We start from the raw sequence: 23,364 nt of genomic DNA, 5'->3' as shown, positions 1-23,364 counted from the left end.
TGCATAGTGAATCTCAGGTTTATTAATTTAGATATTTGGGGACACAACACCTCTTGTAATAATAGTCGCTTCCGCGAAGATCAACTTATTGACAATATGAGCCTGACAAAATAGACTGTACAAGTGATTTAGCATGAGCTTCGACATTCGTTAATTGATAAAAAAGCTGCCTACTGTTTAATCAAACAGGGTTGATACCCATAAAAAGTTCCTGCTTCTTGTGGCAGGTGTAAGAATTTGTGTTTTATGATGGCAGGGAAAACTTTAAGCACGATGACCTCAACACCTAATAAATCAGAGATAAGTACTGTAAAATGTCTCTTCCTATAGTTAGTGTGCTTCACTTTTGTGCTGATAGAGAGTTATGGTGTCGCTATTGTTTTTGCACTGTATGTCAGTGCTTAGTAAGCCATGTTGGTAAACGCCTTCTTAAGGCCTGTTTAAATGGCTAATCGCGATAATATTTATGCTGCGCCAATTGAAGATCTAGACAACTTCACGTTCGACGAAAACGTCGCTGAAGTTTTTCCTGATATGATTCAACGTTCAGTTCCGAATTACAGGTATATAATTTCTGCTATAGGTATGCTAGCTGAGAGATATGCATCCGAGGGCTCTAATATCTATGATTTAGGCTGTTCTTTAGGTGCCATAACCCTGTCCATTCGTCAACAGCTCAAAGTATCAAACTGTAGAATTATTGCCGTTGATAACTCGCCAGCAATGGTTGAACGTTGCAGATTGCTCATTAGTGCATATCATGACGACATCAAGGTTTACGTAATCGAAAACGATATTCGCAACATAGACATCAAAAATGCGTCCGTGGTTGTATTGAATTTTACACTCCAGTTTTTAAACCCTGATGACCGTCAATCACTGCTTGAAGGTATCTACTCTGGACTAAAAATGGGCGCCATCTTAATCTTGTCTGAAAAATATAACTTTTCTGATAAAATTACGCATCAATTGCTAAACGACCTGCATTTCGACTTTAAACGTGCTAACGGCTACAGCGATTTAGAAATAAGGCAAAAGCATAGCGCGCTGGAAAACGTCATGAAGCTAGACACCATTGATTACCATATACAACGCCTGAACAGAATTGGTTTTAGTAGTGTTTCCGTGTGGTTCCAATGTTTTAATTTTGGCTCCATATTTGCGATAAAATAACTTCTGTTAGAGGTAGGATACCCATATGATTCCCTTTCACAAACCACTAATAGAGTTCAATATAAACTTAAACAGACAGACTTGTCATCCATGTTTGATTTTTCCGACTTCTACCGAATAATTTCCAAGAACCGGCTACATAATTGGCTTAATGTCCTCCCCGAGCAGATGACTGAATGGCAATGTCACTGGCACGGTGACATGGAAAAATGGATACGAGTACTGAGAAAAATCCCAACTAACGCGCCTTCAATCGTTGAACTCCTAAACAGCGTAACCGTGGGTACTGATGAAGAACTGTCACAAGATCAGCGTATAAAACTGGAAAATTTACTACGTTCTTTCCACCCATGGCGTAAAGGTCCATACCGAGTGTACTGCATCGCCATCGATACAGAGTGGCGTTCAGATTGGAAATGGGATCGTGTGTTACCACATATCTCATCACTGAAAGACCGTTATGTTTTAGATGTGGGCTGCGGGAATGGCTATCATATGTGGCGAATGCTGGGCGAAGGTTCGGAACTGGCTGTCGGTATCGACCCTTCCGAACTGTCCTTGGTCCAATTTGAAGCAATCCGTCGCTTGATGGGCAATGCTAAACGTGTACACCTACTGCCGTTGGGCATTGAACGGATACCTAAACTTAGAGCCTTTGATACTGTATTTAGCATGGGTGTGCTATATCACCGCCGTTCACCACTGGATCATTTAATCCAATTGAAAAACCAGTTAGTGAGAAATGGTGAATTAGTACTGGAAACCCTTGTCATTGATGGAGATAGGAACGATGTATTCGTACCGATTGGCCGTTATGCACAAATGCGAAATGTATACTTCTTCCCGTCAGTAAAAGCGCTGAAAGTATGGTTAGAACACGTTGGTTTTGTGGATGTTCGCATCGTTAATGAATGCAGAACGACAATCGAGGAGCAACACACAACTGATTGGATGACTCATAACTCACTTCCAGACTACTTGCACCCACATGATCTAACTAAAACGGTTGAAGGTTATCCAGCGCCAACCCGCGCCATTCTCATCGCTAAGAATCCTGACTAACCTATGAGGTAGGACTTTTTTCGTGTACTGTATACATGTGAAACTAAGACTCATAATCGCTCATGTATTCAATAAGTTGATTATGATTTAAAGATAATGGGTATGCGGATTTAGTGATTGATTTTCACAGGATGTATTAATTTGTTAAAATCGGATTTAATGATTGACATAATAAACCAAATACACTTGTATTAAGAACGTGGAGACATCCATAGCCGAACTCAGCGGCGACTCTGAGAAGACATGGATTTAACCATGAAAACTATCTCTATTGCTGAATTTGAAACTCTGGTAGCTCGCAACGACTGGCATCGAGAACAAGATTGCGAAGTTTTAGAGCGGCTTGATCGTTAGGTTGAAGAGTGGAACGAAGAAAACGAATCTTTTGATCTGAACGATATTCCTCACGTTTTTGGTTTGGCTTCTAAAACCTCAACCTTAGATGGTATCAAAATTACTTACACCGAAGGCTTTAACTACGACGAATGCGACTCCGACTCTCTGTCTACAGGAACCGAGGAACAGGATGCTGTTTGATCTGTAGAAAGCGTTACGGTTGTTGATGAAGATGGTGACGAGCTGAATGCACACGAATTGGCTGACTATCTGGATTCTGATTTTAGCAGCATTAATTACAGCGTACTTGAGATAGAGCAAATAATTGACGTAGACGAGGACTCTGACATGGAAACATTTACACTTGATATTGATAACGCGCCAAACGTTCGCTTTACTGGTCAACTGGTAGTAAATGCGGCTAGTTCTGATAATCAAGCTATTGGCAGTAGTTATAACGGTCAAACTGGTCGTTGGACAGAGTTATCTCTTTACAAGACCAAAGGCGGAAAATTCATCTGTCATCAAGTTGGTCGCACTAGAAGGCAAGATGAGCGTGACCGTTTTAGCGGCAAGGTCTGTGAAACGCTGGAAGAGGTTAAAGAGTTTTTTGGCCACCGCTGGCTATCCAAAGAGTTGTACGCTGAGGCTAGTATTGATGATGTAGTAGAAGTGGAGTGACAGCAAGGGGCTTCGGCTCCTTTCTTTTTGACTATGACAAATATTTTAAATTGGCCTGACTACAATGTTAGTCAGGTTCATGAATCTAAGTATGATTATCAGGTTTACGCTGAACTAAAATACCCGCCTTCATTTTGCATCCACTGCTACACATCTGATCTCGTTGGTTTTGGGAAAAGAACCGAAATTCTCATGGATATACCCATGCACGGCAAGCGTGTCGGCATCCACCTAAATCGTAAACGTTTTAAGTGCCAAAGTTGTAATAAGACGTTCTACGAGCTTGTATCGCGCAAAGATGAAAAACGTAGGATGACTAAACGGTTTATTGAATACATCGAGCGAGAGAGCCAGAAACGTACATTTTTAAGTATTGCAGATGATATAGGTGTGGATGAAAAAATAATCCGTAACATATTTCAAGATTACTGCGAGCGTGAAGAAGAACAACTGAAATTCGAAATGCCAAAATGGTTAGGAATTGATGAAATTCATATCATCAAGAAACCTCGATGCGTGTTAACCAATATTGAGCATCAAACAGTCATTGATATGCTCAACAACCGTAATAAATCAACTCTACTTCGCTACTTTACAAAACGCGAAGACAGAGAGAGGGTAGAAACCATGATACCGAATGCCACTATCGTCATAGATAAGTTCCACGTAGTCAAAATGGCTAACGAGTCGTTAGAGCGTGCAAGAAAAGCAATACGTAGCCAACTTACGCCACAACAGCGCCGTGGACTACTAAAGGATAGGTTTGTACTGCTAAAGCGAAAGCACGAACTCTCAGATGCGGAATACTTACGTTATTCTGGCTGGATACTTAACTATCCTGAAATGGGAGAAGCTTACGAACTTAAAGAGTCTTTCTTTGTCATTTGGAACAGTCAGACGCGTGATGAAACTCAGCAAGCTTACTACGCTTGGCTACGACTGGTTTCACCTGAAATGACGCGGTATTTTGATCCGCTAATCAAGGCTATGGGTAACTGGCACAATGAAGTTTTTGCGTACTTTGATCATCCAATAACGAATGCTTATACGGAAAGTCTCAACAACCTCATTCGAGTTATGAACCGTACTGGTCAAGGTTATAGCTTTGAAGCTCTTAGGGCTAAAATGCTATTTACTGAAGTATTCCAAAAAGTGAAACGTCCACTATATCAACGAGATCCAATTCCTGATGATGCCCTTAGCGTGTTTGATATGGCTGCGGAACCTCAAATAGTAACGAACTATGGTTCGAGCATATCAACTTTGATCAAAGAATTTGAAAGGGATTTTAAAAGTCCCATTTCACTCACTAAATCCGCATACCCAAGATAATAACGTTCAATGAATGTACCAATCACTTTATAGTACATATCCGTCGACCTTAAGTATCCAATTATTTTCAGATTAAGTCGTTTCAAGCATGTACAAAGAATCAACTTTTTCCGCTCAATGCGTTACGTATAGGTCTTGTCAAAACTCTGTTTTTTCTCGGGAAGAATAGCGTTCAGATTGCAACCGACCGTACACCAAAATGCAACATTAAATATGGATAATAACTTGAAAAATACATTTAATTTCTTCTTCTAATACAACGGAATGCATAAAAAATTATTGTCTTCAATTAGAAGCTTCTAAGCAGACTAGGACCGACACTAGTTATCTTTGTTACTAAAAAATAGCATTTCTTATCTACTTCACAGATAAGCATTACTTTTTGTACATCAAGAGGGTATTATTGATCAAATGCGGCCATAATGCACTATTTAAAATATTTATGACAGTCTTAATTTGTCTGCTATCGAACAAGCATAGCGAGTCTTAGAACTTTGTTGATCGCTTTCATATTTGCCAGCGATTCACTAACTTGAGTTGCGCATAAGAAATGAACTAAATGCCTAAGTCGCGATCTGATCGTTGGAAATAAACCATTGACTGCACAAGGATTTGTACATGAATAACTTAGACGCTGTTTTCGTCGATGTCGACTACTTCTGCCAGATTTTCCTCCCTGCATGGAAAAATACCGAATTCATTCCGGTGTCAAACAAAGAAACAAGCCTTTTCGCCTCTCAGTTAGCAAAGTGATGACGATAGTGATAGCTTTCCATCAATCTGGGTATCAAAATTTTGATACCTATTACATCCACTTTGTTCGTCGCTACCTCACCAACGAATTTCCTAAATTAGTTAGCTACATGAGGATACTCAAGCTCATGTAAGGTGTTCCGGTTTGCTCTTACCTCACTCACCGCTAGGAATTGTCTTCGTTGATTTGTCCAAGCTACAGGTTTGTCACAACCTACGTATTATTATCAATGACCAAGGTGGCATTATCTCAGTCAAAGTGACGACGGTTAACGTGATTGATAGAAGGCCTGTGTCGAAAATGGCTGATGATCTTTGGGGCTGTTTATACGGAGATGAAGGTTATATCTCTGATCCACTGGAGTGGGAACTAGCAGATAAGGGAGTGACACTTATAACGGGTATGAAAAAGAATATAAAACCAAAAGTGATGAAACTTTAGGACCGCCTGATAATCCGGAAACAATTTATTATCGAAACCGTTTTTGATCAACTAAAAAACATATCCCAAATCAAGCATTCTCGGCACCGTAGTTGTATCAGATGTATGGTCAACTTGCTGGCGGGGTTTTAGGTTTAATAAGCAATCGCTTATGAAGATCTAAGGTTACAAGAGTTGTAAGTTAGAGTAATGATTAAAAAAGCTGAAAGGTACATGTCTTTAATGGTTACAACGGATTGATTAGATTCGGAGATGTTAATAATAAACTGTTTCGCGATGCTCTTGATGAGTGTATTTATAAATGGAAATATGTACAGCCTTGTACATTAATGGAAATTTTTCTACTCATAGCGAACCTTCTCTAATATGACCATGATAGGAGGTAGGTTTAGAAGTGATGGTAGAAGAAGTTGTTTTCCATTTCAGTAAGTAAAAAACAAAAAGTTTTTTTGGTAAAATCTTAAGTTCAGATAATAACTTATGAGACTTATGGTCTAGTGTAGCAGTCATTAATCAAAAAAAAGATGCCAAATTATAGCATTTTTGAACGGGAAAGTCCAATCTCCGATATCGCAAATATAATCAAGTGCCATCGTATCCTCAATTTACCGTCTACTGAAAATATACAGCAGTAACAAGTGGATATCGACTAAAAATTTATCAAAATCTACCGGCGTGTAATTACACGCGAACAATCAAATATCAAATACCGTTCGTTCATCCATTGTTCGTAAACGATTGGAGTCCCGAGCAGAGATTGCACTTACTAACTGATGAAGAAGTAGCCATTAGCCATGAATGGATGTATCACTCTATCGGAGGTAATAAAATACCAGGACATCAACGATATCGAAGGTCTCACCAATAAAAATACGGTCTTCTATTGATGATTGAAGCGTCTTTTATAGACAGTTTAGAACGATTTATTAATTGAGAATTGAATACGGTTTAGGCAAAAATTGTACTTGTGCTATCGTCACCAGACAAGAATATAAAAGCCATTTTATTTAATTAAAAAATGGACATCTAAATCGGTATCTGATATCACCACAGCAACATGGATGTTCTGATGTCACACAAGAAGCATGTCCACATGATTACAGCAGATAATGGTCGAGAGACTACTCATCGTGAAAAGATAGCATAAAGCTTAAGGATATTAAAATTTACGTTACCCACCCTTTTCTCTTCATGGGAACAAGGAAAGCATAAAAATGCTAATGGGTTTTTGAGGCGGTACGTCAAAAAAGGAACAGACTTAAGAAAAGTGATCTAAGAAATTTTTTGTTTTGGGCAGTCTGTCGTTATTTCCAAAGAAATAGCATTAACAGCTTGCTTGGAAAGCAGCGTACGCCAGACTTAAATTCAAGAATTAACCTGATTAATGCGAATGCTAAATGCCAAGAATATGCGGAAAGTATAGCTGATAGTTTGATTCAAGTACTGAAAGTGTTCTGTAACTTTAGTAAAATGGCCGTCCAATTATCTAGTATCGTTTTTGGGTCATGTATACAATAAGTTGTATGCTTCGTCAGCATTAGCGCCCTCGTGGTAGCATTGGTATTTACCATTATGGATAGCCAGTTTCCTAACGGTACTTCATCGCCATGAAAATTTAGGTATTCTATACTAAATACTACTTATTGAATACATGATCTGAAATTGATTTCCAAGGTTTAATGGATATAAAAGCACCTTTATTATTGCATAGTCAAGTAACTTAATGAGATTCAAAAGTGAATTATGGAGTATTTTATTTTGTCATATGAAATAACACTGTTTATGCCAATTAACACCAAACTGATTTTTGATTCGTAATGGTACATTAATGTAGGAGCAATATGTTTTGGTGGAATAAAAGTGGAATTAATTTTTTTGAAAAAACTAGCTGTATTATAGTAGTTTCTCCAAAACGGTAATCCTATATCATACACCGGAAAAGATGGTTTAATGGGTTGTCAAGATTCCGAGTTTATTTGGGGCTCGGTGGACATCTCAAAATATTTTCAGGAGCGTCATTATGTTTAAAAACCTGTTTGTAAGTATGCAGAAAATTGGTAAAGCCTTAATGCTACCCGTATCAGTCATGCCTATTGCTGGTATTTTTTTGGGTATCGGTGCGGCAAAGTTTTCGTGGTTACCAAATGTTGTTTCAACCACTATGATGAGTGCAGGTGACGCTGTATTTGGTCATATGGGCTTACTGTTTGCTATTGGTATTGCTCTTGGTTTTACCCGTAACGATGGTGTGGCTGGTCTAGCTGCTGTTATTGGCTACTACATTATGCTTAATACACTGGGTGTTATGGCTGATGTATTCAACGTCAAATCTATCGAAACAGGTGTGTTAGGTGGTATTTTTGCAGGTAGTGTAGCTGCTTGGGTATTTAACCGTTTCTACCGTATTCGGTTGCCGAATTACCTTGGTTTTTTCGCGGGTAAGCGTTCAGTACCAATTATCACCGGTTTTCTAAGTATTGCTCTTGCGATTGGTTTGTCTATTATTTGGCCTCCGATTGGTAAGTTTATTGCCACTTTTTCTAATTGGGCTGCTGTTCAAAATCCAGAATTGGCATTTGGTATTTACGGTATTGTTGAACGTTCACTTATACCATTTGGTTTGCACCATATTTGGAACGCTCCATTTTTCTATGAAGCTGGTCAATGTGTGACATCAGAAGGTGTAGCACGTACAGGTATCCTGACCTGCTACATGGTAGCTGATGAAGTATCTCGTATTGCTGGCAATGGTTTTGGTCAGTTAGCTGGTGGATTCATATTTAAAATGTTCGGTCTTCCTGCTGCAGCGATTGCAATTTGGCACACGGCGAAACCTCAAAATCGTGCTAAGGTAGGAGGTATCATGTTGTCTGCGGCATTGACCTCATTCTTGACAGGGATTACCGAACCAATTGAATTTGCATTCTTGTTCGTTGCTCCAGTGCTTTATTTAATCCACGCGATCTTGGCAGGTACCTCATATGTTCTGATTAATTCGCTGGGTATGATTCACGGTACGTCGTTTTCTCATGGTTTGATTGACTTCATTCTGCTGTCCGCGAATTCACAAAAAATCTGGCTTTTCCTATTATTGGGTATGGCGTATGCAGTGTTTTACTATGTTGTATTTCGTGTTGCTATTGTGAAGCTTGATCTGAAAACTCCTGGCCGTGAAGACGATGAAGAAGCGCTTGTTGTTACAGGAGGTAACTCAGAAGTAGCAAAAGAGCTGGTTATGGCATTCGGAGGTAAAGAAAATATCACAAGTCTAGATGCTTGTATTACGCGTCTGCGTGTTTCAGTAGAAACCATAGATAAAGTTAATCAAGCTCAATTGAAGAAACTTGGTGCGGCAGGTGTTGTTGTTGTGGGTAGTTGTATTCAAGCTATCTTTGGTACCCAGTCAGATAACTTGAAATCAGACATGGATGAATGGATTTATAATAACTAATAACCATAGTTAACTCTTTTCGTTATAAGTTGTGTATTCAATGAATTGAATGGTTCATCAGCATGTTAACAGTGCTTAATCACCATTAAAAATAGGTATTTTGTATAAAATCTACTTATTGAATATATGACCTATGACCTGAAATCAGTAAGATACTTGTTCAATTTCTAGGAAAAAAGACAACAAAAACGGCTTCTAAATTAGAAGCCGCTTCTCTTTATACGAGAAGTTAGAATTTGAAACGTGTGGTTAGAATTAGCTGCTCATCGTACGCTTCATTGAAACGTAACTGTGAGCCAATGGCAAAGAGTTCAGTCGCGTGGAAGCGAACAAATAATGATCCAAATATATCTTCGTCGTCATTCATTGAAAGATGGCCAATTTCGCCACCCATTTCCAATTGTGGGCCTAACCATTGACGAATACCGATGTTGACTTCAACACCTAGCTTACTGTTATCATGAGAACGGTTGTATGCTTTAGTGCTACGTAATCCAAGTTCACCATAAACATCCGCCCAGTTATTCACGGGGGCGTGGAAACCAATTGCACCAGTCATATCCCAATCGGTTTCAAATTTTGTATCTGCTTCAAACCGTATATGAGCATTAGGGTGAATAGAAGTACTGAAACCTGCACCGTAGGTGACAGGGCTAATGCCAACGCGAGCTTCGAAGTAATCATAACTGAAGTTACTCATGCTGTTTTCATTTGCAATACTGGTGGCAGAAATAAGGGTGGCGAGAAAAGAAACAACAATCTTAATTGTGCGCATGGAAGATCTCATAGTCAATTGTAAATTTGTAGTATAGTCTAATAGATATCGCTTTTACTAAACAACCACATAGCACTTAAATGAAGGAAATTTCTAGTGAAAACAGGAAAGATATAGATCAAACGTGGATGAGAATTGAATATTACAACGTAGCTTATCTTCTTTTTTAGCAAAAGGTTAGTAATCATAAAAACTAAGCATGTCTCCGCTAATTGCGTTGATAATGCATGCTGTATAAACAGAGTCATCCTTCCGGAGGAAACTGTCAGGCCGTGGGATCTTCTTCTCATTGTACCTAGGAATTTCCTCCTAAAAACTATATGTGGTAGGATTTAAGGCATGTTCCTATCTGTGATATATTTAGCAAGATTGAACAGATAAAAAGCACGAATGAATTTTAAAGGTATTAAATCGAAGCTGCTTCGCTTCAAGCGTATTTTCACTACGAACCTTCATTGAGATTCTGGTTCTCCAAGTTCCTGTTCTACCATAGGTGTTATCAACCAAAGATCTAATACATCCCTACATTTTGTACCAAGTCATATATTTATTATATTGATAAGTATCTTGGGAGGCATTCCCCCATCTAAGGTATAATTAAAAAAGTAATTTCCACCGTTGGCCTCCTCTATAATTAACCTCAGTTCTGTATAAGCGCTGCTTTTGAGAACCGAGTAATTTTAAGGCTAGGCCTTGTTGGTGGGAAAGGTATAAGCAATAACTCCAGTAAATAAGGTTGACCATAAAGCGCACCCAACTTCGGTGCCGAAAATACTCTATTTGGGATATGGTTTTAGTCGGATAAAGACTGTCTCGATGATAAATTGTTTTCTCAACATAATACGATTCCAAAGCTTCATCACCTTTGGTTCCATGTTCTTTCGTTTATTCGTGATGAGATTAATCCCTTTCTCGGTGAGTGTTTTTTCAAGGAAGCCAGATATATACTCCTTATCTCCATAGTGTGATTCACAGAAATTATCGATCATATCAAGTACTGATTTTTTATTATCAACATTGGTTGTTATTACTTTTACCTCATTTAAGCCTCTCCTCAAACCTGCGCTGCCATGGAATACGTAAATTGTGACAAGCCTGTAGCTTGGTAGAATCAACGCATGCGATATCCGTGGGTTTATCTTGGCGGTGACTCAGAGAACAAGGCGAACAGCAGTTGTTGGGTCAAGCTATAGAAGCCGAGGTTCAATCCTTGCTCGATAATTTTACATCACTCCAAACTAACGGAAAGCAGGGAGTGGTTCGCATATACCCAATCCCAAACACCTAAGCCAACACCCGTGGTATCAATGCCGATGTGCGTCATATTATATCGCGCGCAAACATCATCTTATCTGGTTCAATTGATATTAAAAACTGAATCCTCGCCAATAGTATTTTTCCAGAATCCTAAAACAGTAAGATTCTGCAAAATTCAGAGCGATAACGAGAATAAAAACCACATCAATTAACCACTATCGGAAGCAAATCAATCGAAGAATACACCATGCTTTGGGTGGGAAAGCTGAACCAACTCCATCCCTCTCCCACAAAACACATATTTTAAGGGATTACGATCTGCTACCTCTTCGAAAAGCTCTACATAGCTGATACGTTTGGTGTAGCTCATAATTGCATCCACCAAGTCTCCTGCTGCCATCGCTATCACTTCATACCACTTCTTAAAGCGCGTCGTCGCTTGAAGGCCATAATATCTCACTCGTTGAAATTATTTAGGAAATATGTGCTGAACCAGCCTGCTAACAAATACCTAAGCATCCACTGTCTTATACGTTTATAACTTCGTTGTATGTGATTAATAGTAATACCTGACTTGATGACCGTCATACCAAACTATCCTAGATAAGCTTATCGGTCGGAATGATAAATAGTTGGTTAGGTATCGTATTAACCCTCGGTAGCTTTTTTTTGTGACTTTATTTTTATGACCATTGCCAGGATAGCATAGAAATCATCAGGATAATTAGCCCATAAGGTTTCAATCACATATTGACGCGCTGGAAACTCAATCTCCATTAACTTCAGTAAGTGGTTTAATCAAAGTAATGGTAGCTGAGATAACGATAAATGCTGAAACCCTTTTTAATCCTAATTTGAAGGAAAGAATGCACCTTCAGCCAGTATCACTGGTAAATGCAGATTGTAGTTGCCATTATAACTATGGGTGTGGATGAAAACAATGACGGCGATTTTACACGCATCGGTCTTAAAGTGTGCCTGAATCAATTCTAATAAACAGGCTTCTGCCAAGACTAAAAACCTAAAATACAAACGCTTCTGATTGGAGTGATTATGGAAAGGAATCCGAAGTTGCTCAGGCAATGTTAAGATAACTTGCCGATAGCTCACTCTAGGAAATAGGCGGACGCCTATTTTGACTATAATCTCCTGTGCAGAACGTTTTCCACATTGCGGACAAGTTTTCCCTTTACAACTAAAGTGAACTTTATGTTGCCCTTGACAGCAACCCAAGTATTGGTAAGTGGCAAAGACATTTTTTGAACTTACACACTTCAGTATTTTAGCGAGTTATGAATGATAATAATCCAGTATCATAACTGGAATAACTAGATACGAATATGGCTCAATTCGTAGTGAAAACACGTTTAAATCAAAGCAGCTTCGATTTGATACCTTTGAGATTCATTCATGCCTTTTATCTGTTCAATCGTATAAATGCATCACAGAAATGGACATGCATTCAACCCTACCATATATGGTTTTTAGGAGGAAATTCCTAGGTGAAATAAAAATAAAAGGAAACCAGAGCAAGTTGCATCCACTTAAGCATTAGTGTGTAATTAACCAATTCATGGAATTTGCCTATTAGGAGATGGCAGACAAGTTGCGTGTAATATGTTTTAAAATTAAGAAATCAAGATTGATTAAAAGATACAATAATCATTGTGACTTCACTGATTGAAAGGCGAGAAGGTTTATTTCTTGTTTTTAAACCTGAAATCCGGTATTTCTCCCCATTGAGGAAGAAAAACTTGCCGTAAATCATTGATATCGATGAAAAAAGCGGCTGAATTATTCATGCTAACGTCCCTTTGCGACTGATAATTTTATGCAAACGAGTCAGATCGTGACTCTGGCATTTATTTCATTTCTTATGCGCAGTTCAGGTTAATTAAGAAAATAATAGTTATTAAGGGATGTTGTTGAACGATCCTCTGTAGAGGTCGAAAGGTTAGTAATAATTTTACTCTCTTTTGCATCTACACTGCCAACCTGAAAGTTTATGAAGTTGTTTATTATTCTAGTTGTATGATAGTTAAGCATCTCTATCATCATAAATCTTCTTTGAAATAAAATTTCTTACAACACTCTTTATTTCATCCCTAGGTCATGTATTTAACTTACTGAATACATGAGCGTCCTCTCAGTCAATTGAATAAATGAAATCATAAACCGGCAAGAGCATGGTTTTGTTTAGGGTTGATAAACACATATTTAGTACCGTCATACATCAGTGCTGACAACAACCGCCGACAGTTTACTTGTCCAGGATCATCATATACTATGCCATATGTCTGCTTACCTAGTTTCTTCTTCCCATTTCTCACTATACCACTCAGCGCATAAGCATTTTTATTTGTACTGTTGATTACTTCTAAAACAATTCTTTGGTCAATATCAAAATCTGGTGAAATGGCCTCGTAGCTATATCCGCAACCACCAGATGAAACATTCGTTAAAACTACGCGTAACTTTCGATTAGAGAGTTGAATATTTCCTTGTAGCTGTAATTCGTAGCGTGTTTCATTTCTCAGCAACACCAACTTTGCCTGCTGTGGAACTGTAAAGACTAACAAGTTAATAGGTTTATAAATAATATGTTCGATACGGGTACGAAAGCGTACTAACGCTCCCTCACCCTGCTCAGAAATGCCTTCTATATTGACGTTAAAACCTTCCATGAAAAATTCTACGTATTCCGCTCTTGAGAGCAACGGCATCGTAAAGAAAATATGCTGATGCTCGTCAAAACCGATGAAGTTTGATTTGAAGTTAAGTCGTTGTCCCAAGGGCGTAACAATCTCAAGTGATGACTCAGTACCATGTTGGATAAAGTCCATCACCTTCAGACCCATCACTATCTTTTCTTTAACTCTAACCAGTGACTTCTTTGCAGTTATTGCATTTGTATTCATCTAAAACACCTCATAGAAATCACACTACCACTCTAAATAAGAGTGGTAGTGTTGTTGATAGTGCTTCCATCATCGAGTTATCAACCCTTCAAAATCATATAGTTCATTTAAGATAATTGTTCACTTGTCACCTGCTACAAACCCAATAACTTTAAGTATAAACAATAAATGTCGGTAGGTCGTATATTTATAATATAGTAACTTGTAGTTGAGGTTTATCATTATTGTCTATGTTAAGTGACATACAGTGAGAGATGATTTGTTAAGAACAGTCATGCGACAATCACAAGATTATACTTATATATATTAAGGTATTACCAACAAGTAAGCGTATTATAATCAACATCTAATTTTGCCGTTCTTTCGTAATATACAAACCCTTATGGGCACAGAAGAGCTTTCATATTTTCCAGCGCTTCACTAACTTGAGTATTGTAATTACTAAGAGTAAGTTGATAGCTAAGCATTGTGGTTTCTGCTAATGAGAGTTTGTGATAACTCCTGTCCTCCTTTCACTCTGCCAGTTTGTCCTCTCTCAACGCCTTTACAGCTTTATTTCTAGGATGCCTTTCCTCCTATTTTTTTAGGAGTTCTGGTCAAATCTGGTGTACAGCTTCCATAGTAGTATCCTGATGATTGACGTTTATTTCACAAATGCCATCTCTGGATTTTTATACCTTTGATGATATCCACGAGTAATTTAAACCCTCGTAGCCTACGCCAGTTAACCTCATCGATTCGCATAAGTTTGCAGGCCATTGCCCATGTCGTTTCTTGGCTTCCACAATTCTTGGTTTTGTTCGTTCTTGGCCTCACCGTTGCAGAAATTGATTCAATGGGGTTTGTCATTCGAATATGTGTTCAAATATCGGCGGGAAAATCGTAAAATGCCAGCATTCCACTTTATCTTTGGGCAGGTACTCCGCTGCTTTGAAATATTTAGCACCTTATCGCATTTGGAATTGTCTGAAGGTTTTATGTGCATTTTGTTGTTTCTCCGCCATCCAGATATCGTGAAGCAATTCTTTTATTTTTGGTTAAATAGATTTTGGGACTTTATTTAATACATTGGCCGCTTTGTGTACCCAGCAACGCTGATGATGCGTCGTTGATCAATGCTTTGTCACTGCATTCCCAAAACCTAAACTACCTTCACCAATAGCAAGTTTAGGATCGACACTGATACCTTGGTAGGTTAGCTGTGACAGAACTTAAAACCAACTCGCCTTTTACTCCCTGTACCCATAGACAACGCCTAGCACTTCCTTGCGACCTGCATCATCTACGCCGATGACAACAAGCAGGCAAAGCTTGTTGTCTATCCGAATTTTGCAGCAAATACCATCGGTTCAAATATAGAGATACTGCCGTTTACTTAGGTCACACTTACGCCACTGGTCGTATTCTACTTCCCACTGCTGCTTGAGTCGAGAAACACTGTTTGTTGACAACCCCTTGGCTTGCTTACCTAAGAACGATTTTAAGATTAGCTGCATATCTCCCGTGGAGATCCCTAGCAGATAGAGTTAAGGGATAAGCTCTTATATGTTTTTGGTTCGCTTGAGATAGGGCAAAACTAGTGTGCTGTAAAACTTGATCCCACTCCCTGTTCTATCTCGAACCTTTTGGACTTTGACGATAATGTCGCCGAGTCCAGTTTGTAGGTGCCAGTTAGGCTAATGACCATTGCGAACCACTCCCTGCTTTCCGTTAACTTGGAGTGATATAAAATTATCGAGCAAGGATTGAACCTCAGCTTCTATAGCTTGAACCAACAACTACTGTGCGCCTTGTTTTAACAGTTCATTAAGCGGATTTTCTAGTTTATGAAGATCGGTAACGTTATGATTATCGTCCATGCTGTGTATTCCTACCCATACATTAGTAATTACTATAGCTCCACGACCAATCTAGATTGATAAGAAAATTCAATAATAGTCATGACTTCATTAATTAAAAACCTTCTCACCTCTCAGTTAGCGAAGTGATGATGATAGTGATAGCTTTCCATCAATCTAGATATTGAGACTTCAAAACTTATTACATCCACTTTGTTTGCCTCTACCTCATGCACCATCAGGCAAGGCCGACAGGGATTTCCTTCGTTAATTCATCTAATCTACAGGTTTGTGACAACCTACGAATTCTCAGATATCAGGTTTTTAAAGTATCGCGAAGGGAGGAAAAGAAACGATGAGGGGGTTTTACGGCTTCAAATTATACCTTATTATCAATGACCAAGGTCGCGTTATATCAGTCAAAGTGACTACGGCTAACGTGGCTAATCAAAAGCCTGTGTCGGAAATGGCTAACGAGCTTTTGGGGTGTTTATACGGAGACAAATATTATATCTCTGGTCCCATTGGAGCGGGAACTTGCAGACAAGGGAGTGACACTAATAACGGGTGTGAAAAATAATTTGAACCCCCAAGTGATGAAACTTTGGGACCGCCGGATGATCCAGAAACGATCTACTATTAAAACCATTTTTGATCAACTAAAAAACATATCCCAAATAAACCATTTTAGGCACCGAAGTAGTGTGCGCTTTATGGTCAAACCTTATTGCTGAATTTATTACTTATACGTTCCAACCAAAGAAGCTTTATCATGTATTCAAAAAGTTGATTAGGATTTAAAATCCATACTCACGTTCAATGAATTTTCCGATGACTTTGTCGTGTATTTTGATTTATTTTAAGTATCCCATCGTTTTCAAATTGAATCATTTCAAGATCCTACGGAGGAGCGCATTTCCCAGCGCAAAGCGTTGCTTATAGAACTTACCAACAACCTGTTTATCCTCGGGAAGGATATCGTACACATTAAAACCGTCTGTGCACCAAGATGCAACGTTAAATACAGATAACAGATTGAAAATAATTGAACATTTCTCTTCTACGACACCAGAATTCGGGAGTGACGATTTCTTTAAGCGATGTTTTAAAGCATATCAAAGCCAACGATGGCTATTTCTGTTACCACAAAAGAGCATTTCTTATCTACTTCTCAAATAAGCACACTTACACCTCGCTTCAGATCTAGATTCAGGAATATGCCTTATATGGAACAAGTTTTTTATTAATACACCGAATACTATATCCCTTATAAAGTAAGACTTGAATCTCTCTTCGTTTCTTATAATTAATAATAGTCAGTTATTTATCTGTTAAACGAATGAACATTTCTTCCTAGGTGGATTAATCCTAAGTCGATGTTAGTGGGTCATTTTTATATCGGTGGTAACACGGCTGTGATGTTAGTGAGTTAATTGATGTGGAACGATATTACCAGAAGGTTTATTGCTTACTATGAGTAGGTGGTATGATGAGTAATCAATCAATATTAAACGTAACTTGGACAGAGCATTAATGGTTATTAAGGCAGATAGCCCGGCATCGTTTGCCGAGAAGTATATTGTTGAAAGTATTTGGAATGAACATTTCCCTCAAGGGTCAATTTTGCCAGCTGAGCGTGAATTATCAGAACTCATAGGAGTAACCAGAACAACTCTGAGAGAAGTTCTTCAACGTTTAGCACGTGACGGTTGGTTAACAATTCAGCATGGAAAACCTACCCGTGTGAATGACTACATGAGTACGTCTGGCTTGGGCATTCTTGATACCCTTGTCACTCTCGAAGGGGAGGATGTTCACGGTATGCTTGAAAACCTACTCGCAGCACGTACTGATACCAGTGGTATATATATGCGCTATGCTATTAAGAATGACGCCCCGTCTTGTGCTGTATTGATTGAAAAAGTCATTAGTCGCTGTGAAAATTTACTAAAGAGTAATAGCTTCAGCGAGTTTGCGGATACGGTTGAAGAAAGAACTGCGATTCAGCAGGACGTAAAAAAAATATTTGATGCCTTTGGCAAGGAAGACATAGAGCTTTGTGAAGCTGTATGCAGGGGACGTGCATTCAACCATTTCGATTATATGCTGTTCCAAGGGATGGCTCAACGTTCTAATAACAAAGTGTATATTTTAACTATGAATGGCATGCGTAAGATCTACTCACGCGTGGGTGGTTATTACTTTATGGATCAGTACGCGTGTAGATTAGCACTACAATTTTACCATGAACTGTTGGCATTAACCCTTACTAATCGTCATGGAGACGTCGCTGACCGTATTAAACAATACGGTCGTGAAAGTGGAGCATTGTGGTTCGGAAATAGAGATATTATAGCTAAGCTAATGGAGCAAGAAGAATCGTAAAGGTAGTATTTGGAATATGAATGATGAGAGGAAGGTAATGGAGTCATACTCCCTATGATATAATCAGAGACAAACTATAGTCGTTTTGGACACGTAGCGATAATCTTACTTTTACCATCGGTCATTGCCTCTTCTAGAACCACATCAAATCCCCATAAACGGTGAACATGCTTAAGAACTTCTTGGTAGGATTTACCAAGTGGAACTCTATTATGAGGGACATAACGAAGCGTTAGTGATCGGTTCCCACAAAAATCTACATCCCACACCTGAATATTAGGTTCAAGATTGCTGAGGTTGTATTGCGCTGATAATTTTTCACGAAGTTGCTGATAGCCTTCCTCATTGTGAATTCTTGTTACCTCAATAAAGTTTTGTCTATCATCATCATGGATCGTGAACAATCTCATGTCTCTGATGACTTTCGGTGATAAGAACTGGCTGATGAAACTTTCATCTTTAAAGTTTTTCATTGCAAAATGGATGGTTTCCAGCCAGTCGGAGTTAGCAATATCAGGGAACCAATGCTTGTCTTCTTTTGTTGGATTTTCACAGATACGGCGAATATCCATGAAAACGGTGAAACCAAGAGCATAGGGGTTGATACCATTGTAATATTTGTTGTTATATGGAGGTTGTGCCACAACATCGGTATGGCAGTGAAGAAACTCCATGATGAATCGATCTGTCACAATTCCATCATCATATAAATGATTTAAAATAGTATAGTGCCAGAAGGTTGCCCAGCCTTCATTTATTACCTGTGTTTGCTTTTGCGGGTAAAAGTATTGGCTTACTTTTCGTACTATACGAATAGTTTCGCGCTGCCAAGGTTCGAGGAGGGGGGAGTGTTTTTCAAAGAAGTATAAAATATTCTCTTGCGGCTCTGAGGGAAAACGGTCAACCTCGATTTTACGTTTTTTCTCGTTGATTGGAATAGTACGCCATAGTGCATTCACTTGTGTTTGAAGATAATCTTCTCGGGCTTTTTGACGAGCTTTTTCTTCAGACATAGAGATCTTTTGCGGGCGCTTATAACGATCTACCCCATAATTCATCAGCGCGTGACAGGAGTCAAGTAGTTTTTCCACTTCATCTACGCCATATTTCTCTTCACATCTGCTAATGTAATTTCTAGCAAAGAGCAGGTAATCAATGATGGAATCCGCTTCTGTCCATGTTTGAAATAAATAGTTACCTTTAAAGAAAGAGTTATGACCGTAACACGCATGTGCCATAACGAGGGCTTGCATGGTGATGGTATTTTCTTCCATTAAATAGGAAATGCATGGGTTTGAGTTGATGACAATTTCATATGCTAGCCCCATGTGACCATGCTTGTAGTTTTGTTCTGTTTCAATAAATTTTTTACCAAAAGACCAGTGGTTGTAATTGATAGGCATACCCACACTGGAGTACGCATCCATCATTTGTTCTGCAGTTATGATTTCAATCTGATTGGTATATGAGTCTAACTTGTAATGAGTGGCAATACGCTTAATTTCAGTGTGGTATCTATTAAGAAGATCAAATGTCCAGTCTGGTCCATCACTGAGTATATTTCTTCTCTTTTTTTCTGCTACAGTCATGGTGGTTATCCTTGGTGACTTTTGAATTCAGTGCTCAATGCAAGTGTAAACATGAAAACAAATCTGTTATCGGATCTGTTTTTTAAATAATTCTCGAAAAACAGGAAAGATGTCGTCAGGAGCCCCAATGTTTTGCATAGTAAAGTTTTCATGGTTGTCATTGACATACTCGTATTCTCGCCAAAGTGTTTGATGGGCACGACGGGTAATTTCTATGTAAAAATAATATTGTGTAGCAGGGAGTAACCGACATTCAAGAATCTCACGACAGCTTGGTGAATCGTCTGCCCAGTTATCACCGTCTGAAGCCTGTGCTGCATATATATTCCACTCATTCTCGGGATAACGTGCTTTCGTAATTTCATCCATTAATCTCAGGGCACTTGAGACAATCGTTCCCCCCGTTTCCAGAGAGTAGAAAAATTCATGCTCGTCGACTTCCTTAGCCTGTGTGTGGTGGCGGATAAAGACGACATCCACATTCTTATAGCTACGCATTAAGAACAGATACAGTAAGATGTAGAAACGCTTAGCGATGTCTTTAGTCGCTTGATCCATAGAACCGGATACATCCATCAGACAAAACATGACTGCTTGACTACTAGGTTGTGGGCGTTTTTCGTAGTTTTTAAACCTCAAGTCAAAGGTGTCAATAAACGGAACAGCTGCTATTTTTTCATTGAGTAAATATATCTCTTCTCTAACACGTATTTCTTCTAGAGGTTGTTCTGGTTTTTTGTTCTTTAGTACTTCTAGTTCAGCTTCAAGTTCGCGAATTTTTCTTCGTTTACCAGCCAACATTGCAGTGCGTCGTGTTAAGGAGTTTTGCAATGAACGAACAATTGCTATATTTGCGGGAACACCGGTCGCTTTAAAACCAGAACGGTATGTTTTATATTTTACTAACTTGGTGATCTGTTTCTTTTGCAGATTTGGCAATTCCAAGTCTTCAAATAGTAAGTCAAGGTATTCCTCTTTGGAAATTTGGAAAATGAAATCGTCCTGTCTGTCGTTATCAGGACTTGCTTGATCGTCACTCAGCCCATCACTGTAACGCGATCGTTCAATACGGTCACCAGGAATAAACTGGTCATTTCCAGGGAGGACAGCATCTCTTTGTCCACCTTTTCCTTGTTGGAATGTAGGTTCTAGGATGTCGTTGGAAGGGATAATGATACTTTCTCCACTATCCACATCAGTGATTGAACGCTTATTTATGGCGTCCGTAATAGAGTCTTTGATTTGTCGCTTGTGACGTCTCAAAAAGCGTTGACGATTCACGGTACTTTTGTTTCTTCCGTTGAGCCGTCGATCTATAAAATGCGCCATAAGCCCCCGTGTGTAGGTTACTTTTCTGAACTTACTTGATTATGAGGACTTGCGTACACGCAAGTACCATTCAGACAGGAGACGTACTTGTTTATGGGTATAACCTTTCTCCATCATGCGAGCAACGAAATCATCATGTTTTTTTTGCTCTTCGTTTGACGTTTTAGCGTTGAAGGAAATCACAGGTAGCAATTCTTCAGTATTTGAGAACATTTTCTTTTCAATAACTGTACGTAGTTTTTCATAGCTGGTCCAACTAGGATTTCTACCTTCGTTGTTGGCACGAGTTCGAAGTACGAAATTAACAATTTCATTACGGAAATCTTTAGGATTACTAATCCCTGCAGGCTTTTCAATTTTCTCAAGTTCATTGTTCAGTGCAGAGCGGTCGAACAGTTGACCTGTGTCTGGATCGCGATATTCTTGATCTTGAATCCAGAAGTCAGCATAAGTGACATATCTATCAAAGATATTTTGTCCGTACTCGGAGTATGATTCGAGATAGGCCGTTTGTATCTCTTTACCAATAAACTCGACATATTTTGGGATAAGATATCCTTTGAGGTTCTCAATATGTCTTTCAGTATATTCCTGAGGGAATTGTTCCCTTTCGATTTGTTGTTCAAGTACATAAAACAGATGAACCGGATTGGCAGCCACTTCAGAATAATCAAAGTTGAAGACTCGTGAAAGTATCTTGAACGCAAAACGCGTAGATAAACCGTTCATACCTTCATCGACACCTGCATAGTCTCTATACTCCTGATATGACTTGGCTTTTGGATCCGTGTCTTTCAAGGTTTCACCGTCGTATACACGCATTTTTGAGAAAATGCTGGAATTCTCCGGCTCTTTCAGGCGTGAAAGTACACTAAATCGTGCAAGGATCTCAAGTGTACTAGGTGAACATGGTGCAGCAGATAGCTCGCTGTTTTGCAGCAGTTTTTCATAAATCTTAATTTCTTCCGAAACACGCAGACAGTAAGGAACTTTTACTATGTATACGCGGTCAAGGAATGCTTCGTTATTTTTGTTATTACGGAAGGTTAACCATTCAGATTCATTTGAATGAGCTAGGATCATTCCTTCAAATGGAAGTGCAGAAAGGCCTTCTGTTCCGTTATAATTTCCTTCTTGAGTCGCGGTTAGTAGAGGGTGAAGGACTTTGATCGGTGCTTTAAACATTTCTACAAATTCCATCAAACCTTGGTTAGCTTTACACAGTGCACCGGAATAACTGTAGGCATCTGGGTCATCTTGTGCAAAATGCTCAAGCTGTCGAATGTCAACTTTTCCGACTAATGAAGAAATATCTTGGTTGTTTTCATCACCTGGTTCGGTTTTAGCTATTGCTATTTGATCAAGGATGGATGGGTATATTTTCACCACTTTGAACTTACTGATGTCACCACCAAATTCGTGCATACGTTTGGCTGCCCAAGGTGACATGATGCTACGTAGATATCGTTGGGGGATGCCATATTCACTTTCAAGGAGTACTCCGTCCGCACTTGCATTGAACAAACAGAAGGGATGGTCGTTGACTGGGCTACGTTTGCCATTTGCCGTAAGGATGTATATGGGCATCTTTTGTATTAAATTTTTTAATTTCTCAGCCAGTGATGATTTACCACCACCAACAGGGCCGAGCAAATAGAGAATTTGTTTGCGTTCTTCTAACCCTTGAGCGGCATGTTTGAGATAAGCAACTATTTGTTCTATGGCTTCTTCCATTCCATAAAAATCTTCGAAGGTTTTATATCGAGAGATCACCCGGTTCGAGAAAAGACGGCTTAAATTTGGATCTAGTGCAGTGTCAATCATTTCTGGTTGACCAATAGCCATTAACAAACGTTCCGCCGCATTGGAGTATGTGCTACGATCTTCCCAGCACAGACCTAGGAACTCTTGCAGGCTCAGCTCTTCGTTTTTGGCCTCTTCGTAGCGTTGACGATAGTGGTCGAAAATACTCATGCTCCTTCCCCCTCAATCGTACTGTTAACAATGAGTAAGGATTTTTGCGCAGTCGCTTTCATATCCGTA

15 protein-coding genes and 4 pseudogenes are annotated in these 23,364 nt (G+C 39.0%); 8 read left to right on the top strand and 11 right to left on the bottom strand.

Translation table 11 applies throughout. The annotated features are described in order from the left end of the window. Positions 1-444: 444 nt before the first annotated feature. The 4 genes from cmoA to BTN49_RS07995 all read left to right on the top strand — a co-directional run bounded on the left by cmoA (position 445) and on the right by BTN49_RS07995 (position 4,584). Entirely contained in the window at positions 445-1,173 is a 729-nt protein-coding gene (gene cmoA / locus BTN49_RS08010; RefSeq protein WP_097356741.1) for a carboxy-S-adenosyl-L-methionine synthase CmoA, read from the top strand. Between the two features lie 90 nt (positions 1,174-1,263). Further along, positions 1,264-2,235 carry a tRNA 5-methoxyuridine(34)/uridine 5-oxyacetic acid(34) synthase CmoB gene (gene cmoB, locus BTN49_RS08005; RefSeq protein ID WP_097356740.1) on the top strand — a complete coding sequence of 324 codons (972 nt, stop codon included), beginning with the start codon at positions 1,264-1,266 and terminating at the stop codon, positions 2,233-2,235. Positions 2,236-2,829: 594 nt separating this feature from the next. Then, positions 2,830-3,252, top strand: coding sequence for a hypothetical protein (locus tag BTN49_RS15885; RefSeq protein WP_199399482.1), 423 nt, complete (start codon positions 2,830-2,832; stop codon positions 3,250-3,252). A 33-nt stretch (positions 3,253-3,285) separates the two neighbouring features. Beyond that, positions 3,286-4,584, top strand: a complete 1,299-nt coding sequence (locus BTN49_RS07995; RefSeq protein ID WP_097356739.1) for an ISL3 family transposase — start codon at positions 3,286-3,288, stop codon at positions 4,582-4,584. Here BTN49_RS07995 and BTN49_RS20915 read toward each other — a convergent pair. Then, positions 4,494-4,703 carry an IS1 family transposase gene (locus BTN49_RS20915; RefSeq protein WP_097356738.1) on the bottom strand — a complete coding sequence of 70 codons (210 nt, stop codon included), beginning with the start codon at positions 4,701-4,703 and terminating at the stop codon, positions 4,494-4,496. The genes BTN49_RS07995 and BTN49_RS20915 overlap by 91 nt on opposite strands. Positions 4,704-5,202: 499 nt before the next feature. Here BTN49_RS20915 and BTN49_RS22325 point away from each other — a divergent pair. Then, positions 5,203-5,905: pseudogene (locus BTN49_RS22325) on the top strand (transposase); the annotation flags it as partial. A 1,894-nt stretch (positions 5,906-7,799) separates the two neighbouring features. Next, positions 7,800-9,230 (top strand): PTS glucose transporter subunit IIBC, encoded by a 1,431-nt coding sequence (gene ptsG, locus BTN49_RS07975; protein ID WP_097356736.1) that lies wholly within the window; start codon positions 7,800-7,802, stop codon positions 9,228-9,230. 229 nt (positions 9,231-9,459) lie between these two features. Here the strand turns inward: ptsG and BTN49_RS07970 are convergent, their stop codons facing one another. From BTN49_RS07970 to BTN49_RS07950, 6 genes and pseudogenes are all read right to left on the bottom strand, one after another. Continuing rightward, on the bottom strand, positions 9,460-10,005 hold the full coding sequence (locus BTN49_RS07970) for an outer membrane beta-barrel protein (RefSeq protein ID WP_190319238.1): 546 nt from the start codon (positions 10,003-10,005) through the stop codon (positions 9,460-9,462). A 776-nt stretch (positions 10,006-10,781) separates the two neighbouring features. Then, the gene (locus tag BTN49_RS07965; RefSeq protein ID WP_158523696.1) at positions 10,782-11,120 is read right to left on the bottom strand and encodes a transposase; all 339 of its coding nucleotides are present in this window, start codon (positions 11,118-11,120) and stop codon (positions 10,782-10,784) included. Between the two features lie 371 nt (positions 11,121-11,491). Continuing rightward, positions 11,492-11,722 carry a hypothetical protein gene (locus tag BTN49_RS13200; RefSeq protein WP_146679291.1) on the bottom strand — a complete coding sequence of 77 codons (231 nt, stop codon included), beginning with the start codon at positions 11,720-11,722 and terminating at the stop codon, positions 11,492-11,494. 389 nt (positions 11,723-12,111) lie between these two features. Beyond that, entirely contained in the window at positions 12,112-12,540 is a 429-nt protein-coding gene (locus BTN49_RS07960; RefSeq protein WP_223824021.1) for a transposase zinc-binding domain-containing protein, read from the bottom strand. A gap of 890 nt (positions 12,541-13,430) precedes the next feature. Beyond that, on the bottom strand, positions 13,431-14,180 hold the full coding sequence (locus tag BTN49_RS07955) for a flagellar brake protein (protein ID WP_097356732.1): 750 nt from the start codon (positions 14,178-14,180) through the stop codon (positions 13,431-13,433). A gap of 648 nt (positions 14,181-14,828) precedes the next feature. Beyond that, a pseudogene (locus tag BTN49_RS07950) lies at positions 14,829-16,039 on the bottom strand (IS256 family transposase). Between the two features lie 98 nt (positions 16,040-16,137). Between BTN49_RS07950 and BTN49_RS22320 the strand changes: the two are divergent. After that, positions 16,138-16,819: pseudogene (locus BTN49_RS22320) on the top strand (IS982 family transposase); the annotation flags it as partial. Between the two features lie 86 nt (positions 16,820-16,905). On the opposite strand, the pseudogene BTN49_RS20910 reads toward BTN49_RS22320, so the two are convergent. Continuing rightward, positions 16,906-17,067: pseudogene (locus BTN49_RS20910) on the bottom strand (IS1 family transposase); the annotation flags it as partial. Positions 17,068-17,551: 484 nt separating this feature from the next. Between BTN49_RS20910 and fadR the strand changes: the two are divergent. Then, positions 17,552-18,403, top strand: a complete 852-nt coding sequence (gene fadR / locus BTN49_RS07930) for a fatty acid metabolism transcriptional regulator FadR (RefSeq protein ID WP_097356728.1) — start codon at positions 17,552-17,554, stop codon at positions 18,401-18,403. Between the two features lie 74 nt (positions 18,404-18,477). Here fadR and BTN49_RS07925 read toward each other — a convergent pair whose 3' ends face one another. The 3 genes from BTN49_RS07925 to BTN49_RS07915 all read right to left on the bottom strand — a co-directional run bounded on the left by BTN49_RS07925 (position 18,478) and on the right by BTN49_RS07915 (position 23,295). After that, positions 18,478-19,992: a SpoVR family protein gene (locus BTN49_RS07925; RefSeq protein ID WP_097356727.1), complete on the bottom strand. Its 1,515-nt coding sequence runs from the start codon at positions 19,990-19,992 to the stop codon at positions 18,478-18,480. 66 nt (positions 19,993-20,058) lie between these two features. Next, positions 20,059-21,321 (bottom strand): YeaH/YhbH family protein, encoded by a 1,263-nt coding sequence (locus BTN49_RS07920; protein ID WP_097356726.1) that lies wholly within the window; start codon positions 21,319-21,321, stop codon positions 20,059-20,061. A 39-nt stretch (positions 21,322-21,360) separates the two neighbouring features. Beyond that, the gene (locus BTN49_RS07915; RefSeq protein ID WP_097356725.1) at positions 21,361-23,295 is read right to left on the bottom strand and encodes a PrkA family serine protein kinase; all 1,935 of its coding nucleotides are present in this window, start codon (positions 23,293-23,295) and stop codon (positions 21,361-21,363) included. Between the last annotated feature and the right edge of the window lie 69 nt (positions 23,296-23,364).

It is taken from the genome of Candidatus Enterovibrio escicola, assembly GCF_002464935.1.
GTDB classification, from domain to species: domain Bacteria; phylum Pseudomonadota; class Gammaproteobacteria; order Enterobacterales; family Vibrionaceae; genus Enterovibrio; species Enterovibrio escicola.
Note: the sequence above shows the minus strand (reverse complement) of the source record. Positions and strands in the feature narration are given on the sequence as shown.

Coding starts and splice junctions, on each gene's coding strand:
- cmoA (WP_097356741.1), top strand. CDS start 445: ATGGCTAATCGCGATAATATTTATGCTGCGCCAATTGAAGATCTAGAC.
- cmoB (WP_097356740.1), top strand. CDS start 1,264: ATGTTTGATTTTTCCGACTTCTACCGAATAATTTCCAAGAACCGGCTA.
- BTN49_RS07995 (WP_097356739.1), top strand. CDS start 3,286: ATGACAAATATTTTAAATTGGCCTGACTACAATGTTAGTCAGGTTCAT.
- ptsG (WP_097356736.1), top strand. CDS start 7,800: ATGTTTAAAAACCTGTTTGTAAGTATGCAGAAAATTGGTAAAGCCTTA.
- BTN49_RS07970 (WP_190319238.1), bottom strand. CDS start 10,005: ATGCGCACAATTAAGATTGTTGTTTCTTTTCTCGCCACCCTTATTTCT.
- BTN49_RS07955 (WP_097356732.1), bottom strand. CDS start 14,180: ATGAATACAAATGCAATAACTGCAAAGAAGTCACTGGTTAGAGTTAAA.
- fadR (WP_097356728.1), top strand. CDS start 17,552: ATGGTTATTAAGGCAGATAGCCCGGCATCGTTTGCCGAGAAGTATATT.
- BTN49_RS07925 (WP_097356727.1), bottom strand. CDS start 19,992: ATGACTGTAGCAGAAAAAAAGAGAAGAAATATACTCAGTGATGGACCA.
- BTN49_RS07920 (WP_097356726.1), bottom strand. CDS start 21,321: ATGGCGCATTTTATAGATCGACGGCTCAACGGAAGAAACAAAAGTACC.
- BTN49_RS07915 (WP_097356725.1), bottom strand. CDS start 23,295: ATGAGTATTTTCGACCACTATCGTCAACGCTACGAAGAGGCCAAAAAC.